The following is a 13678-nucleotide window of genomic DNA, read 5'->3' as shown; positions in this document are numbered from 1 at the left end:
CTACGCCGCGTGGACGGTGCTGTCGGCGGTGGCCTCCGGCTCGGGCGCGGTGCAGGCGCCGGCGAGTGCGTCGAGGGAGACGCCCAGGGTGGCCGCCAGCGCGGCGATCGTGAAGAACGCCGGGGTGGGGGCGCGGCCGGTCTCGATCTTGCGGAGGGTCTCGGCGGAGATGCCGGCCGCGGCGGCGACGTCGGTCATGCTGCGCTCGCCTCGGGCGGCGCGCAGCAGGGCGCCGAAGCGCTCGCCGCGGCGGCGCTCCTCGGGGGTCAGTGGAGTACGAACCATGAGCGTGATACTAATACCGGTATAGTAATTGGGAGGCCGAGGGAGAGCCACGTCATGGTCGAGATCAAGAACGACGCCGCACTGGACGCCATGCGGGAGGCCGGCCGCGTCGTCGCCCAGGCCCTCGCCGCCGCGCGGGACGCGGCCGGCGTCGGCGTCAGCCTGCTGGAGCTGGACGAGGTCGCGCGGGAGGTGCTGGACAAGGCGGGGGCGGGATCGCCGTTCCTCGGCTACCGGCCGTCGTTCGCCGCCACGCCCTTCCCCGCGGTCCTCTGCACCTCCGTCAACGACGCGATCGTGCACGGCATCCCCACCGGCCACCGGCTGCGCGACGGCGACCTCGTGTCCCTCGACTTCGGCGCGGAACTGGACGGCTGGACGGGCGACGCGGCGATCAGCTTCACCGTGGGCACGCCGCGGCCCGGGGACACGGCGCTGATCGCCGCCACCCAGCGCGCGATAGACGCCGGGATCGCGGCCGCGGTCGCGGGCGGGCGGCTGGGCGACATCTCCGCCGCCGTGGGGCGCGTGGCCGCGGAGGCGGGCTGCGGGATGCCGGCGGACTTCGGCGGACACGGCATCGGGCGGCGGATGCACGAGGACCCGCACGTGCCCAACCGCGGGCGCGCGGGGCGGGGTTACCCGCTGCGCCACGGGCTGACGCTGGCGATCGAGCCGATGCTGCTGTCGGGCGGCTCGGACGACTACGGGGTCGACCGCGACGGGTGGACGCTGCGGACCGCGGACGGCAGCAGGGCGGCGCACATCGAGCACACGATCGCGGTGACGAGGGACGGGCCGCGGGTGCTGACGACGCTGTGAGGGCCGGGGCGCGGGCCGTGGCGCGGGCTGGGGGTCAGCGCCAGCCGTAGCGCAGCCGCAGGCGGTGCTCGACGAGGTGGAAGCGCTGCCGGTCCAGCGAGCACGCCTCGCGGCGCATGCCGCCGTCGTGCAGCCGCAGCACACGGTCCAGGTCGACCCACGACTCGCGGCCCTCGCGGTCCCAGGGTCCTGCGCCGATGCGTACCCAGTCGTGGTCGTCGTCGCGGCGCCTGCTGGACAGTTGGACGGCGAGGACCGTGCCGGCGGACTCGCGGGCGACGACGAGGACGGGCCGGTCCTTGCCGCGGCCGTCGTTCTCCTCGTACGGGACCCAGGTCCAGACGATCTCGCCGGGGTCGGGGTCGCCGTCGGGGTCGGGCGCGTAGGAGGTGCGTACGACACCGGCGGCGCGCGGGTCTATCTCGGTGGTGGCGGACGGGCCGGACTGGCCGGGCCGGGCCGCTTGGCCGTTCTCGTCGGTCGACGTGGTCACGCCGTGCACCGTAGCAACCGCCGGCGGGCGGGCGGCGACCGCCCGTCCGCGTGGACGCACCACGGCGGGACGGCCGGGCAGGGTGCCATATGCCGGGGAAAATGGGGCGCTGAGGGCGGCCGGGGCGGCCGTTGTCAGTGGGGGGTTGTAGCTTCCAGGGCATGGACTACCACGACGTTGTCGACGAGCTCGAATCGGCGGAGCATGAGCTCGGCCTGGCCGCGTGCGACGTGGACGAGACCGAGGGTGCCGGGCTGGACCTGGCGGGGCTGGCCGCCGAGCTGGCGGAGCGCACGGAGCCGACCGGGGCGGACCGGCCGGGCGCGGCCGCGGAGGTGCAGGTCGGGGCGGACGCGGCGGTGTGGTCCGCCCGCAGGGCCGACGGGGTCGCGGACGCCGAGCGGGCGGAGGGCCTGCCGGAGGCGCAGTGGCCGCAGGGCCGCCGGATATCCCTGGCGCGCTGCGCGCAGTAGGGGGCCGTACGCGCAGCGCCTGGTTGGACCTCGGCCCCGGAGAGTCGGATGCTGGGGGCAGGAGGTGCTACGCATGAGGCTGAACCGCTCCGGCGACGAGCCCGTACACGCCCGCTCTCCGCTGCGCATGCGCTTCTGGCTGGCGCTGTGGGGAACGCTCTGGATGATCGCGGGCACGGTCTTCTTCGTCGTCGTCGACCAACCGGCCTGGGCCGCGGTGACCGCGGCACTCGCCGCGATCACGATCGTCGACATGGTGGTGGTGGTCCGGCGCATCAGACAGGGTTCGCATTTCCAGCCGGGCGCGGACGTGCCCCCGTACGAGCCGATACGCGAGGACGAGGAACCGCCCAGGCCGAAGCGGCTGCCCTGACGCGGGGGCGCGCCGCGCGCCTGCGGCGGGGTCCGTCGCGGGCCGGAGCGCGAGCGGCCGGATCCGGCCGGATCCGCAGGAGCGGTCCGGCCGGCTTCCCGGGAGGTGTCCCCTACGGCCGCTCGGGGCGCCAGGCCGGGCGGCGCGGGTCATCGAGGCGTACGAGCACATCGGCGGCGCCCGCGGGATCGGCCTCCTCCTCGTAGCGGGCGAAGGCGGGCAGTGTCCAGCGGTCCCGCTCGGGTGTGCGCCGGGCCAGGGCGGAGGCGGAGAGCCGGAGGTGAACGGTCAGGTCGAAGGGGAACCAGCGGCCGAGCAGCAGCGGCCCGTGCAGCAGCAGCACGGCGCCGGCCGGCAGGGAGGTGTACGGGGTGCGCGTGGCGCGGTCGGTGACGGGGTCCCAGAGGTCGGGCAGGACGCGGCCGTCGCCGCCGGGCTCCAGGGGCCCGAAGACCTCGCGCCAGAGGGCGCCGGTGTCGAGCCAGGTGTCGTGGTACGCGTCGGGATCCTCGCGCCCGAACTCGTAGCGGAGGGAGGCGGGCCGCAGGAATCCGCCCGCGTCGAGGACGAGGGCGTCACGCCCGCGTACCCGCAGGGCGTCGGCGACCCGGGCGGCGAGCAGGCCGGGCTCCGCCGCGGGGGCACCGTCCACGGCGACGCGCGGCCACGCGCCGCCGTCGGCCGCCTTCGTGTCGGCGACACGCTCGGCCAGCGCCTCGGTGAGCCGCTCCCAGGAGATCGCTTCGAACCGCACGGTTCCATGATGCCGCCTGGCCGCAGGGGGTTGCCCGAGTGCGGGCCCACTCCGGGGCCGGGCCCTTGCCGGGGCCGGGCGGCTCGGCGGGCGCCTGGAACGTCCCGTGGCACGGGCGTGCGCGCCGGGGCGCTCCCGCAGGCGGGGACTGGGTCGTGGGATCGGACGGCACGGGCGTACGCGCGAGGGCCCTCCGCAGCGGCTCCGCCAGGCCAGGGCGGCTTCCTTCGCCGTGCCGCGCGCCGGTCCGCTCCCCCCGGGCTCGGCGGGTCCGGTGGGGTGCCCAACCCGGTGGACGGCGAGGGTGGTTGAGTACCGGCAGCGGATGCGAGCGGGCGTACCGCGGTCGGCGCCGAAGGCGAGGGGGACATGTGGGACCGGACGAGCTGAGCCCGCCCGAGCGGCGGCTGTGGGACGCCTTCCCCACCGCCACGCGCGTCGACCTCCGGGTGGGCGACCCCGCCGCGGACGACCCGGCCGGGGGCGCCGCCTGGGGCCCGGAGCGCGTCGTGCGCGCCGAGGTCGTCACCGCGCTGCTGCTCGGCGCGCGCGACACCGAGTCCGGGCACACCGCCGCGGTACAGCTCACCGGCGCGCGGATCACCGGGCGCCTCGCCCTCGACCACGCCGACGTGGCGCACCATCTGCGGCTCCAGGACTGCTCGTTCGAGGAGTCCGTCGACCTCTACGGCGCCCGTACGCGCCAGCTCAGCTTCAACGGCTCGCATCTGCCGGGCCTGCTCGCCTCGCACCTCTGGGCCGAGGGCAACCTCCGCCTGACCGGTTGTACGACCAGCGGCAAGGTCCGGCTCGTCGCGACCCGTATCGCCGGCACCCTCATACTCAACGGCGCCCGGCTCCACAACCCCGAAGGCGAGGTGCTCAACGGCACCCGGCTGCAAGTCGACAACGACATCCTCATGCGCGACGGCTTCTCCGCCCGGGGCACGGTCGTGTTGCGCAGCGCCCGCGTCGGCGGCAGCATCGACCTGCGCGAGGCCCGGCTCGACGCCGGTTCCGGCGACGCCGCACTCGACGCCGCCCGGGTCCAGATCGAAGGCGACTTCGCCGCGTACCGGCTGGCGGCGACCGGCAGGCTCGGCCTCCGGAACGCCGCCGTCGCGGGCGCCGCGTTCCTGCGCGGTGCCACGCTCGACAACCCCGCCGGACGCACCCTGGACGCCCCGGGTGTGCACGTCGGGTCCGATGTCGTGCTCGACAACCGCTTCCGATCCCACGGCCAGATACGGCTGGCCGACGCGACCGTCGGCGGCCGGCTGGTGATGAGCGGGGCGCACCTGCGGACGGAGGCGGACGACGCCGCGCTCGACGCGTACGGGATACAGGTCGGTGCCGACGTCGTGCTGGACCGGCTGACGGCCACCGGTCTGATCCGGATGTCGGGAGCGCAGATCACTGGCCGTATCCAGGCCGGCGGCAGCCACATCAGGGGCCACACGCCCGGTGCCACCGCACTCAGCCTGCGCCGCACCACTGCCCGCGAGGCCGATCTGGGTACCGCACGCCTCGACGGCGCCCTGGACCTGCGCTACTCCACCCTCGGCGTGTTGCACGACGCGGCAGACACCTGGCCGGCCCGGCTCCGCCTCGACGGCGCGGTGTACGAACAGCTCCGCAACCCCCTCTCCGCCGCCGAGCGGCTGCCCTGGCTCGGTCGCAGCGACGGCACGTACGTCCCGCAGCCCTACGAGCAACTCGCCGCCGCCTACCGCAGCCTCGGGCACGAGGACGACGCCCGGCGCGTCCTGCTCGCCAAGCAGCGCGCCCGCCGCACCCAACTGCGCTGGTATGCCCGCGCCTGGGGCTTCGTCCAGGACGCCGCCGTCGGCTACGGCTACCGCCCCGAGCGCGCCGTCGTCTGGCTGGCCGGGCTGCTGGCGCTGGGCTCCCTGCTCTTCCGGGCCGACCGGCCGCGGCCGTTGGAGCCCGGCAAGAAGATCGATTTCAACCCGTTCGTCTACACCCTGGACACGCTGCTGCCGGTCGTCGACTTCGGCCAGGGCAACGCGTTCGCGCCCGACGGCGGCTCGCAGTGGGTGGCGTATCTGCTCACCGCCGCCGGGTGGATTCTCGCCACCGCCGCGGCCGCCGGCGCCGCGCGGGCGCTGAACAGGCCCTAGCCGGACAGCCTCTGAGGGCGGGGGTTCACGTCAGGTCCGGCACCCGGCACGTCCCCCACCGCCCCGGGTTGCGGCCCGAGCGGCAGCGGCCGTCGACGGGGGCCGGGAGGGCCCGCCCGCGAGGGCCGCTGCCGCCGCGCCGGGACCCGCGAACACCCGCCCGGGTGCGGGTCCGCCCGGTGCGTTCCCCGCCCGGGAACGCACCGGAACCACCGGACTCACCGAATGCAGCGTGAGTGCCGTGACCGACGTGACCGCAGGAAGCGCCGTCGGCACGGCTGGACCGGCCGCACGCCTCAGTAGCGCAGCGCCGCGAGGTACTCGTAGCTGTTGCGCGCCGTCGCGAACGGGTCCGACGGGTTGTCGTGCTCGACGAGCCACTGCTTGATCCCGCCGCTCTTCGCCCCCTGGAACATCTCCGCGAAGTCCAGCACACCCGAGCCGACGTCGGCGATGTCGCCGTTCTCCGCCATGTCCTTGACGTGCAGCGCGGGGAAGCGGCCCGGGTGCCGGCGGAAGTACGTGAGCGGGTCGGCGCCGCCGTCCACCGCCCAGTACAGGTCGAACTCGAAGGCGACCAATTGCGGATCGGTCTCGTTGACGAGGATGTCGAAGAGCACCTCGCCGTCGACGGTGGCGTGGTCGTTGCCGTGGTTGTGGAAGAGCACCTGCTGCAGCCCGGCCTCCCGGCAGGCGCGGCCGGCCTCGTTCAGGACGCGCGCCGCCTCGCGGAAGCCGGCCGGCGTGTGCATGGCACCGGGCAGGCTGGGGACGACGACCCACTGGCCGCCCAGGGTGTGCACGTCCTCGATCGCCTTCGGCAGCCCGCTGCCGGAGACGATGTCGTACCCGACGTGCTCCAGCACGGCCTTGAGCCCGGCGTCGTCGATCATGCCGCGGATCTGCTGCGCGTCGTGGCCGTGCCGGCCGCTGACGCCGACGGTGGCGTAGCCGATGTCCGCCAACTGCTGCAGGGTGCCGGCGAAGTCCGTGGCCAGCGGCCCGCGCATGGTGTAGAGGTGCATGCCGATGCCGCCCGGCGGGATGCGCCGCTTGCCGCACCTGCCGTGTGCCTCGGCCCCGGCCGCCGCCGCGGGTCCGGCCGTGCCGCCCAGGGCGGCGGCGGTACCGGCGCCGAGCGCCGCGGTGAGCAGCGCGCGCCGTCCCATCCCGCTCGTCGCCCGCCGCCGGGACCTGCCCGTCCCCCCGGCTCCGTGGTCCGTCTCGTGCCTGCCGTTCATGCGCACAACCGCCTCTCCCGCGTATGACGAGTCCGCCGCCTAGAAAGCGCTTTCTGGCATGCGCGCATCAGCGTAAGCGGCCCGCGTCACGCGGTCAACGGGTCGGCACCCCCGGCGACTTCTGCGGTGCCCACAGCCCAACCGGGCGCACCGCAGCACCGCCCCGCGCGCGCCCGCGCATTGGCGCCCCCGGCTCAGAGCCGGACCAGCACGTCGTCCAGGTCCTTGCGCCGGATGTCCGGCACCCGCGCCCCGTCCGCGGGGTAGCCGACCGGGATCACGTACGCCGCCCGCTCCTCCGGGGGCCGCTCGCACACCTCGCCGAGGAACCGCATCGGGCTCGGTGTGTGCGTGAGCGTCGCGAGCCCCGCCTGGTGCAGCGAAGCGAGGAGGAAGCCGACGGCGATGCCGACCGACTCCTTCGTGTAGTACGGGCGCGGGCTCCGCGGACCCTTGTGCACCTCGAAGACGACGATCACCGCGGGCGCCGTCTCCAGGAAGGGCTTGTGCCAGTCCGTGCCCAGCGGCGCCAGCGCCGCCAGCCACTCCGGCGAGGCCCGGCGCGCGTAGAACTCCCGCTCCGCCTCCTCCGCCGCCTCCCGCAGCCGCCGCTTGCGCTCCGGGTCGGTGACGACGACGAAGCGCCAGGGCTGCACGTTGGCGCCGCTGGGCGCGGTGGCGGCGGTACGGACCGCCCACTCCAGCACGTCGTCCGGGATCGGGCGCGGGGAGAAGTCCCGCACGGTACGGCGGCGCGTCATCGCGTCGTGGAAGGCGCGGCTGCGCACCGCCGCGTCCGGTGCCGGCACGCCGAGGGGCTCGTACGGGACGGTGGGATACGGGGCCGGATGCGGCTGCGAGGTCGTCATCAGGCCAGCAGAACACGGCCCGGCGGCCCGGCCTAGACCTGGTACGAGCCGAAGGCCCGCGCCCGCCGCGCGGCCCCCCGCCGCACCCGTCCGCCGCCGCCCGCCGGGCGGCCGGCCCGCGCCCCCGCTACTCCTCGAACCCCGCCGCGTCCACGAAGTCCGGCCGCGGATCCAGCGCCGCCGCCAGCCGGAAGTGCCGCCGCACCTCGTCCGGGTCGCCGCCGGCCCGCTCCAGCGTGCGGGCCAGCGCGAAGTGCGCGTAGGCGTTGTCCGGCTCCCGGTCGATGACCGTGCGGAAGTCGGCCTCCGCCGCGCGGAGGCGGGCGCTCATGAAGTACGCGCGGGCGCGCAGCAGCCGCGGCGAGACCTTCTCGGGATGGGCCTCGACCAGCGGGTCGAGCAGTTGGACCGCGCCGCGCGGATCGCGGGCGGCGAGCAACTGCTCGGCCGCCCGGTAGTCGACGACGTCGGTCTCCGGGCTGCGCTCGGCCACGGCGTACTCCTTCCTCGACTTCCCTGTCTTCCGTTTCGCGTGTCGCGTCCGGTGTCTCGCGTCTTCCTACGTTCCCGGCGGGAGACGACCGGCCTCCAACAGGGGATCATGCCCCGCCGTTCCGCCCCCTGACCCCCTTGCGTGCCACCAGTTCCTCCCAGACCTTCCGTACCCGCTCGGCCAGCTCCTCCGGCGTCCCGTCGTTGTCCACGACGATGTCGGCGATCGCCAGCCGCTGCTCGCGCGTGGCCTGCGCCGCCATCCGGGCGCGCGCCTCGTCCGGCGCCATGCCGCGCAGCCGCACCAGCCGGTCGAGCTGCGTGGCCGGCGCGGCATCGACGACCACGACGACGTCGTACAGCCCGGCAAGATCGTTCTCGGCCAGCAGCGGCACGTCGTTCACGACGATCGCGTCCGGTCCCGCCGCCTCCTGGAGCGCCGCGGAGCGGTCGCGGACCAGGGGGTGGACGATGCCGTTCAGGGCCTGGCGCCGGCCGGCGTCCGCGAAGACGATGCCGCCGAGCCTCGCCCGGTCCAGGCTCCCGTCCGCGGTGAGCACCTCCGCTCCGAACTCCGCGACGACCGCCGCAAGACCCGGCGTGCCGGGCTCCACCACCTCGCGGGCGATCTCATCGGAGTCGACGATCACCGCTCCGTACGAGGCCAGGGCCCGCGCCACCGCACTCTTGCCGGCGCCGATCCCGCCGGTCAGTCCCACCGTCAGCATGGGTCCAGCGTAGGCGCCTCAGTCCCCCTCCTCGCGCTCCGCGAGGAACTGCTCGAAGGCGCTGCCCAGCTCGTCCGCCGAGGGCAGCTCGGCGGGCTCGGCCATCAGGTTCTCCCGTTCGTCGCCGCCGGACAGCGCGTCGTACTGGTGCTCAAGCCCGCGGACCATGCCCACCAGTTCCTCGTCGCCCTCGTCGACCTGCCGCTCGATCTCGTTCTGCACCTTCAGTGCCTCGGAGCGCAGCGCGTGCGCCACGCCCGGCAGGACGAGGCCCGTCGCGGAGGTGATCGACTCCAGGACGGTCAGCGCCGCGTCCGGGTACGGGGTGCGGGACAGGTAGTGCGGCACGTGCGCGGCGACGCCCAGGACGTCGTGCCCGGCCTCACCGAGCCGGTACTCCAGCAGCGCGTCGGCGCTGCCGGGGACCTGCGCCTCGTCGAAGACGCCGCGGTGGCCCGGCACCAGGTCGATGCGGTTGCCGTGCGGCGTGAGGCCCACCGGGCGGGTGTGCGGCACGCCCATGGGAACCCCGTTGAAGTTGACCGCCAGGCGCACGTTCAGCCGCTCCACGATCTCGCGGACGGCCTCGGCGAACCGCTCCCACTCCACGTCGGGCTCCGGACCCGACAGCAGGAGGAAGGGGCTGGCGGTCGCGTCGCGCACCAGGTGCAGTTCGAGCGCGGGGACCTCGTACGCGGCCCAGTGGTCGCGCCGGAACGTCATCAGGGGGCGGCGCGCGCGGTAGTCGACGAGCCGGTCGTGGTCGAAGCGGGCGACGACCTCGTGCGGCAGATCGTCGAGCAGCCGCTCGTTGATCTGGGCGCCGGTCTCGCCGGCGTCCATGAAGCCTTCGAGGTGGTAGAGCAGAGTCAGCCCCGCCGAGTCGTGCTCCAGCACCGCGTCGACGGCCGCGAGCCCGCTGGGGTCCCATTCGTACATGCTCATGCGGGTGTAACACCCCGCGTGTCCCCGGTGATTCCCGGTGACGCAAACGGATTCCGCCCGCGGCGGCCGGGCCGCCCGTACGGGCAGGCCGGCCGTGCCGCAGGCCCTCACATCCGGCCGGACCATGTGGCCGGATCACGTGGCTGGATCTTGTGGCTGGATCATGCCCTGCGGCGGCGGAACCTCTCCGTGACGGATAGCGTCCTTCTTCGCGGAAGGAGGGGGTCGTCGTGCCTCAGGAGGGGCCGGGAGGAGAAGTCCCGGGCGGGCGCGGCGGGTTGCGGGAGCCGTTGCGGCCCCGCCGAGGGGGGCGGCACCGAGTGTCGCGCTCCCTCACGCTCGCCGCCATCGGTGCCTGCGTGCTCGTGATCGCGAGCATCGTCGTGGCCGTGTGGCCCGGCGACACCGGTCTGAGACCGCCGGGGATGCCCTCGCCGGACGCCACCACCGCGGCCGCCTTCACCGGCGTGTACCGCATAGGCGCCCTCGGGGACGCCGATCCGGGCGGCGGCCGGGACACCGTCCTGACCCGCAGCGTGACCCGGGCGCTCGCCGACCACGGCGGCGGTGGCGCCGGGGGCAACGGCGCCCTGGCGACACCCCGGCTGGCCGTCTCGGACCTCACCGCCCACAAGGAGTCCACCGAGCCCGCGAACGGCCGGCTGATAGCCCGCTGGCTGGAGATGGAGCCCGGCCTGACCGGGGTCGTCGGCGGCGACCCCGCCCTCAGGCTGCCGGAGAGCGGCCTGACGTCCTTCCGCCTCCCCGTCGTACGCGCCTGCCGCCACGAAGGCGCCGGTCTCAGCCCCGAGCCGCGCTACGCCGACACCAACGAGCTGCGCTCCTCCGCCTCCACCGCCGACATGGGCGTCGTCCTGGCCCGCCACCTCGCCGCCGCGCCCGGGGTCCGCCGGGTCTACGTCCGCGGCGACACCGCCGCCGACCCCACCCGGGCGCTGGTGAGGCGGCTGCGCGCGGACGGCGTCGAGGTACGCGCCGACGACGCGGGGCAGCTCGCCGACGGCATCGCCGGGTTCCGGCCGGACGCGGTGTTCCTGGAGGGCGGGGCGGCGAACCTGGCGGAGTGGCTGGAGCAGGTCGAGGACAGCGGGTTCGACGGCGTGAAGGCGCTGTGGGACCCGACGGCGCCGACCTGCACGGGCCGCAACGCCGCCGCCGACGCGGACTTCTCCGTACCGGACGGCTGGCTGACCGTCCGCGGCCACTACGACGTCGCCCTGGACCCCGACGCCGACCGCCGCGCCGCCGTCCGCCGGGCCCTCGGCGACGACCTGGCCACGCGCCCGTACGCCGTCGAGACCTACGACGCCGCCCGCGCCATGCTCTCCGCCTGGGACACCGTCTCGGCGGAGGAGCGCAGCAGCAACGAGCCGGACCTGGCGCGCGCGGCGCTGGCCGAGGCGCTGCCGACGGTGCCGGTGCGGGGGACGCTGGGCGGCTGGTGGACGCAGTTGTCGGAGGCCGAGGCACACCCGGTGGTGTGGCTCGACCTCCGGGAGGACGGCCGGTGGCGGCAGCAGGCGGAGGAGCACCGCTGAGCGGCGGGGGTACGGGCGTGCCCGTACCCCCGCCGCGCGGCCGGTGGTCGCCGGTGTCCTACGGGACCCCGGCACCCCGCCGCTCGGACCGCTCCCGCCCCGCGTCCTCCGCGGGCTCCCCGGGACGCTCCAGCGCCACCTTCGGCAGCCTCCTGGCCAGCGGCCCCGGCAGCCACCAGGCGTGCCGCCCGAGCAACTGCATCACCGCGGGCACGATCAGGCAGCGGATCACCAGGGCGTCCAGCAGGATCGCCACCGCGAGGCCCAGGCCGAACTGCTGCAGCATCCGGCTCGGGCTGAGGATGAAGGCCGCGAACACCACGATCATGATCAGCGCCGCCGCCGTGATCACCTGCCCGGTGACGGCCAGGCCCTCCCGTACCGCGTGTGCGGCGTTCTTCGTACGCTCCCACTCCTCGTGCATCCGGGAGACGAGGAAGACCTCGTAGTCCATGGAGAGCCCGAAGACGATCGCGAAGATCATCACGGGAATGAACGCCTCGATGGGCCCCGGCTGCACGCCGAACCAGCCCTCCTGGAACACCAGCGTGATCACGCCGAGTGCGGCCCCGATGGACAGCAGGTTCAGCACCGCCGCCTTGAGCGGGATCCACAGCGAGCGGAACACCAGCATCAGCAGCAGTGTCGACAGCCCGACGACGAGGGCGACGAACAGCGGCATCCGGTCGGCGACGGTGTCGGAGAAGTCCTGGGTGGCGGCGGTGGCGCCGCCGACCAGGTACTCCGAGCCCGTCTCGGCCGACAGCCGCGGCAGCACGTCGTCGCGCAGGTCGTGGACGAGGTCCGCGGTCGCGGCGTCCTGCGGCGCGGACTCGGGGAAGACGATGACGGTGGTGACCTCGCCGTCCTCGGACGGCATCGGCGGGGTCGTCGCCGCGACCCCGTCGGCCTGCGCGATCCGGGCCTGCGCCTCTTCTCCCGCCTCGGCCGCGCCGGCCGCCCCGCCGCCCTGCGCGACGACGACGAGCGGGCCGTTGAAGCCGGGCCCGAAGCCCTCGGCGAGCAGGTCGTACGCCTGCCTGCTGGTGGTCGAGGGCGCGTCGTTCCCGGCGTCGGCGAAGCCGAGCCGCATGCCGAGCGCGGGCGCGGACAGCGCCGTCAGCGCCACGAGGGCGGCGACCAGCGCCGGCAGCGGGCGGCGCTGCACCGCGGTCGCCAGCGCGCGCCAGCGGCTGTCCTCGGTCCTGCCCTTGGCCGCGGCCTTCCCGGCGCGCTTGAGGACGTGGCGCTGGATGCGCCGGCCGAGCACGGCGAGCAACGCGGGCAGCAGCACCAGCGACGCGGCCATGGTGACCAGCACGGTCAGCGCCACCGCGAGCGCCACGCCCTGGAGCGCGCCGAGCCCGAGGGCGACCAGGCCGAGGAGCGCGATGATGACGGTGCAGCCGGCGAAGAAGACCGTGCGCCCGGCGGCGTCGAGCGCGATACGTGCGGCGCCGTCCCGGTCCGCGCCGCGGATCAGCTCGTGGCGGTACCGGTAGAAGATGAGCAGCGCGTAGTCGACGCCGACGCCGAGACCGACGAGCATCATGATCGGCGGGGTGAAGTCGGCGACGGTGAAGACGTGCCCGGCCAGGGTGATCAGCCCGACGGCGGTGCCGACCGCGAACAGCGCGGTGCCCAGCGGCACCGCGGCGGCCACCAGGGAGCCGAAGAGCAGCACCAGGATCACCAGCGCGGCGAGCATCCCCGCACCCTCGGCGGCCCCGCCGCTCTCCTCCTCCACGCCGCGCACGGCGTCGCCGCCCAGCTCGACCTGCAGCGCGTCGCTCCCGGCCCGCTGCGCGGTGTCGATGATCTCCCGGACGTCCTCCTTCGGCACCAGCTCCGCCTTGTCGTCCAGGGTGACGGTGGCGTACGCGACGTCGCCGCCCTCGGAGACCGCCGCCCCGCCGTCGGCGTACGGGCTGCGCACGTCCACGACGCTCGGCAGCCCGCGCACCTGGTCGAGCATGCGCTCGACGTCCCGCTCGGTGCCCGCGGCGCGCAGCCCCCGCTCGTCCTTGAACACGATCTCCACGCTGTCGCCCGCCTGCGCGGAGCCGTGCCGCTCCAGCAGGTCGGTGGCGGCCTGCGAGTCGGTGCCGGGGAGGGAGAAGTCGTTGCGCCAGTTGCTCCCGGCGGCCTGGGAGGCGGCGGTGACGCCGAGGAGGACGGCGACCCAGAGGAGGATCGCGAGCCGGCGACGCCGGCGCGACCAGTCGGCGAGACGGGCGAAGAGCCCGGGGCGTGTGCCGGAAGGGGCGGGTGGTGGAGCGGTGCTGTGTGCGGACATGCCGTCAGCGTGCCGGGCCGCCTGCGGCGGGCACATCGGCCGGACGCGGGCAACGGCACTACCCCACCGGTTGCACCGCCCGCCGACCCGTACTACCCGGGTTGCGACCGCGCCCCGAATGCCGCCGTATTCCCTAGGTGGCGGACGCGAAAACCCCTACGGCCCGGCGCCACATGCCCCACGCGCCAGTGTCACCAGGTGGCCACG

14 protein-coding genes are annotated in these 13678 nt (G+C 75.0%); 5 read left to right on the top strand and 9 right to left on the bottom strand.

Annotated features, from left to right (window positions below):
• Window positions 1-285, bottom strand: coding sequence for a helix-turn-helix transcriptional regulator (locus O7599_RS31515; protein WP_281619010.1), 285 nt, complete (start codon window positions 283-285; stop codon window positions 1-3).
• 54 nt (window positions 286-339) lie between these two features.
• On the opposite strand from O7599_RS31515, the gene map reads away from it, so the two are divergent.
• A complete protein-coding gene (map, locus tag O7599_RS31510; protein ID WP_281619009.1) occupies window positions 340-1107 on the top strand; it encodes a type I methionyl aminopeptidase in 768 nt (255 codons plus the stop codon).
• A 34-nt stretch (window positions 1108-1141) separates the two neighbouring features.
• Here the strand turns inward: map and O7599_RS31505 are convergent, their stop codons facing one another.
• Window positions 1142-1600 carry a type II toxin-antitoxin system PemK/MazF family toxin gene (locus O7599_RS31505; protein WP_281619008.1) on the bottom strand — a complete coding sequence of 153 codons (459 nt, stop codon included), beginning with the start codon at window positions 1598-1600 and terminating at the stop codon, window positions 1142-1144.
• Window positions 1601-1761: 161 nt separating this feature from the next.
• Between O7599_RS31505 and O7599_RS31500 the strand changes: the two genes are divergently transcribed.
• Both O7599_RS31500 and O7599_RS31495 read left to right on the top strand, forming a co-directional pair.
• Window positions 1762-2073, top strand: coding sequence for a hypothetical protein (locus O7599_RS31500; protein ID WP_281619007.1), 312 nt, complete (start codon window positions 1762-1764; stop codon window positions 2071-2073).
• A gap of 73 nt (window positions 2074-2146) precedes the next feature.
• Window positions 2147-2446 (top strand): DUF6343 family protein, encoded by a 300-nt coding sequence (locus tag O7599_RS31495; protein ID WP_281619006.1) that lies wholly within the window; start codon window positions 2147-2149, stop codon window positions 2444-2446.
• Window positions 2447-2558: 112 nt separating this feature from the next.
• Here O7599_RS31495 and O7599_RS31490 read toward each other — a convergent pair whose 3' ends face one another.
• Complete coding sequence (locus O7599_RS31490) at window positions 2559-3200, bottom strand: uridine kinase (RefSeq protein WP_281619005.1); 642 nt, start codon at window positions 3198-3200, stop codon at window positions 2559-2561.
• 371 nt (window positions 3201-3571) lie between these two features.
• Here O7599_RS31490 and O7599_RS31485 point away from each other — a divergent pair, with 371 nt between their 5' ends.
• Window positions 3572-5341 carry a hypothetical protein gene (locus tag O7599_RS31485; RefSeq protein ID WP_281619004.1) on the top strand — a complete coding sequence of 590 codons (1770 nt, stop codon included), beginning with the start codon at window positions 3572-3574 and terminating at the stop codon, window positions 5339-5341.
• A gap of 296 nt (window positions 5342-5637) precedes the next feature.
• Here the strand turns inward: O7599_RS31485 and O7599_RS31480 are convergent, their stop codons facing one another.
• The 5 genes from O7599_RS31480 to O7599_RS31460 all read right to left on the bottom strand — a co-directional run bounded on the left by O7599_RS31480 (window position 5638) and on the right by O7599_RS31460 (window position 9616).
• Window positions 5638-6510: a sugar phosphate isomerase/epimerase gene (locus O7599_RS31480; RefSeq protein WP_281623594.1), complete on the bottom strand. Its 873-nt coding sequence runs from the start codon at window positions 6508-6510 to the stop codon at window positions 5638-5640.
• 266 nt (window positions 6511-6776) lie between these two features.
• Window positions 6777-7451: a nitroreductase family protein gene (locus O7599_RS31475; protein ID WP_281619003.1), complete on the bottom strand. Its 675-nt coding sequence runs from the start codon at window positions 7449-7451 to the stop codon at window positions 6777-6779.
• A gap of 127 nt (window positions 7452-7578) precedes the next feature.
• Entirely contained in the window at window positions 7579-7944 is a 366-nt protein-coding gene (locus tag O7599_RS31470; protein ID WP_027771297.1) for a tetratricopeptide repeat protein, read from the bottom strand.
• Between the two features lie 106 nt (window positions 7945-8050).
• A complete protein-coding gene (coaE, locus tag O7599_RS31465) occupies window positions 8051-8671 on the bottom strand; it encodes a dephospho-CoA kinase (protein WP_281619002.1) in 621 nt (206 codons plus the stop codon).
• Window positions 8672-8689: 18 nt separating this feature from the next.
• Window positions 8690-9616 (bottom strand): PAC2 family protein, encoded by a 927-nt coding sequence (locus O7599_RS31460; RefSeq protein WP_281619001.1) that lies wholly within the window; start codon window positions 9614-9616, stop codon window positions 8690-8692.
• Window positions 9617-9936: 320 nt separating this feature from the next.
• Between O7599_RS31460 and O7599_RS31455 the strand changes: the two genes are divergently transcribed.
• Window positions 9937-11175 carry an ABC transporter substrate-binding protein gene (locus tag O7599_RS31455; RefSeq protein ID WP_281619000.1) on the top strand — a complete coding sequence of 413 codons (1239 nt, stop codon included), beginning with the start codon at window positions 9937-9939 and terminating at the stop codon, window positions 11173-11175.
• A 58-nt stretch (window positions 11176-11233) separates the two neighbouring features.
• Here O7599_RS31455 and O7599_RS31450 read toward each other — a convergent pair whose 3' ends face one another.
• Window positions 11234-13471 (bottom strand): MMPL family transporter, encoded by a 2238-nt coding sequence (locus O7599_RS31450; protein WP_281618999.1) that lies wholly within the window; start codon window positions 13469-13471, stop codon window positions 11234-11236.
• Window positions 13472-13678 lie beyond the last annotated feature (207 nt).

Source organism: Streptomyces sp. WMMC500, assembly GCF_027497195.1.
Classification (GTDB): Bacteria; Actinomycetota; Actinomycetes; order Streptomycetales; family Streptomycetaceae; genus Streptomyces.
Note: the sequence above shows the minus strand (reverse complement) of the source record. Positions and strands in the feature narration are given on the sequence as shown.

Bases quoted from the DNA above. Each gene is read 5' to 3' on its own strand.
- O7599_RS31450 (WP_281618999.1), bottom strand. From the start codon at position 13,471: ATGTCCGCACACAGCACCGCTCCACCACCCGCCCCTTCCGGCACACGC.
- O7599_RS31480 (WP_281623594.1), bottom strand. From the start codon at position 6,510: ATGGGACGGCGCGCGCTGCTCACCGCGGCGCTCGGCGCCGGTACCGCC.
- O7599_RS31500 (WP_281619007.1), top strand. From the start codon at position 1,762: ATGGACTACCACGACGTTGTCGACGAGCTCGAATCGGCGGAGCATGAG.
- O7599_RS31460 (WP_281619001.1), bottom strand. From the start codon at position 9,616: ATGAGCATGTACGAATGGGACCCCAGCGGGCTCGCGGCCGTCGACGCG.
- O7599_RS31515 (WP_281619010.1), bottom strand. From the start codon at position 285: ATGGTTCGTACTCCACTGACCCCCGAGGAGCGCCGCCGCGGCGAGCGC.
- coaE (WP_281619002.1), bottom strand. From the start codon at position 8,671: ATGCTGACGGTGGGACTGACCGGCGGGATCGGCGCCGGCAAGAGTGCG.
- map (WP_281619009.1), top strand. From the start codon at position 340: ATGGTCGAGATCAAGAACGACGCCGCACTGGACGCCATGCGGGAGGCC.
- O7599_RS31475 (WP_281619003.1), bottom strand. From the start codon at position 7,451: ATGACGACCTCGCAGCCGCATCCGGCCCCGTATCCCACCGTCCCGTAC.
- O7599_RS31495 (WP_281619006.1), top strand. From the start codon at position 2,147: ATGAGGCTGAACCGCTCCGGCGACGAGCCCGTACACGCCCGCTCTCCG.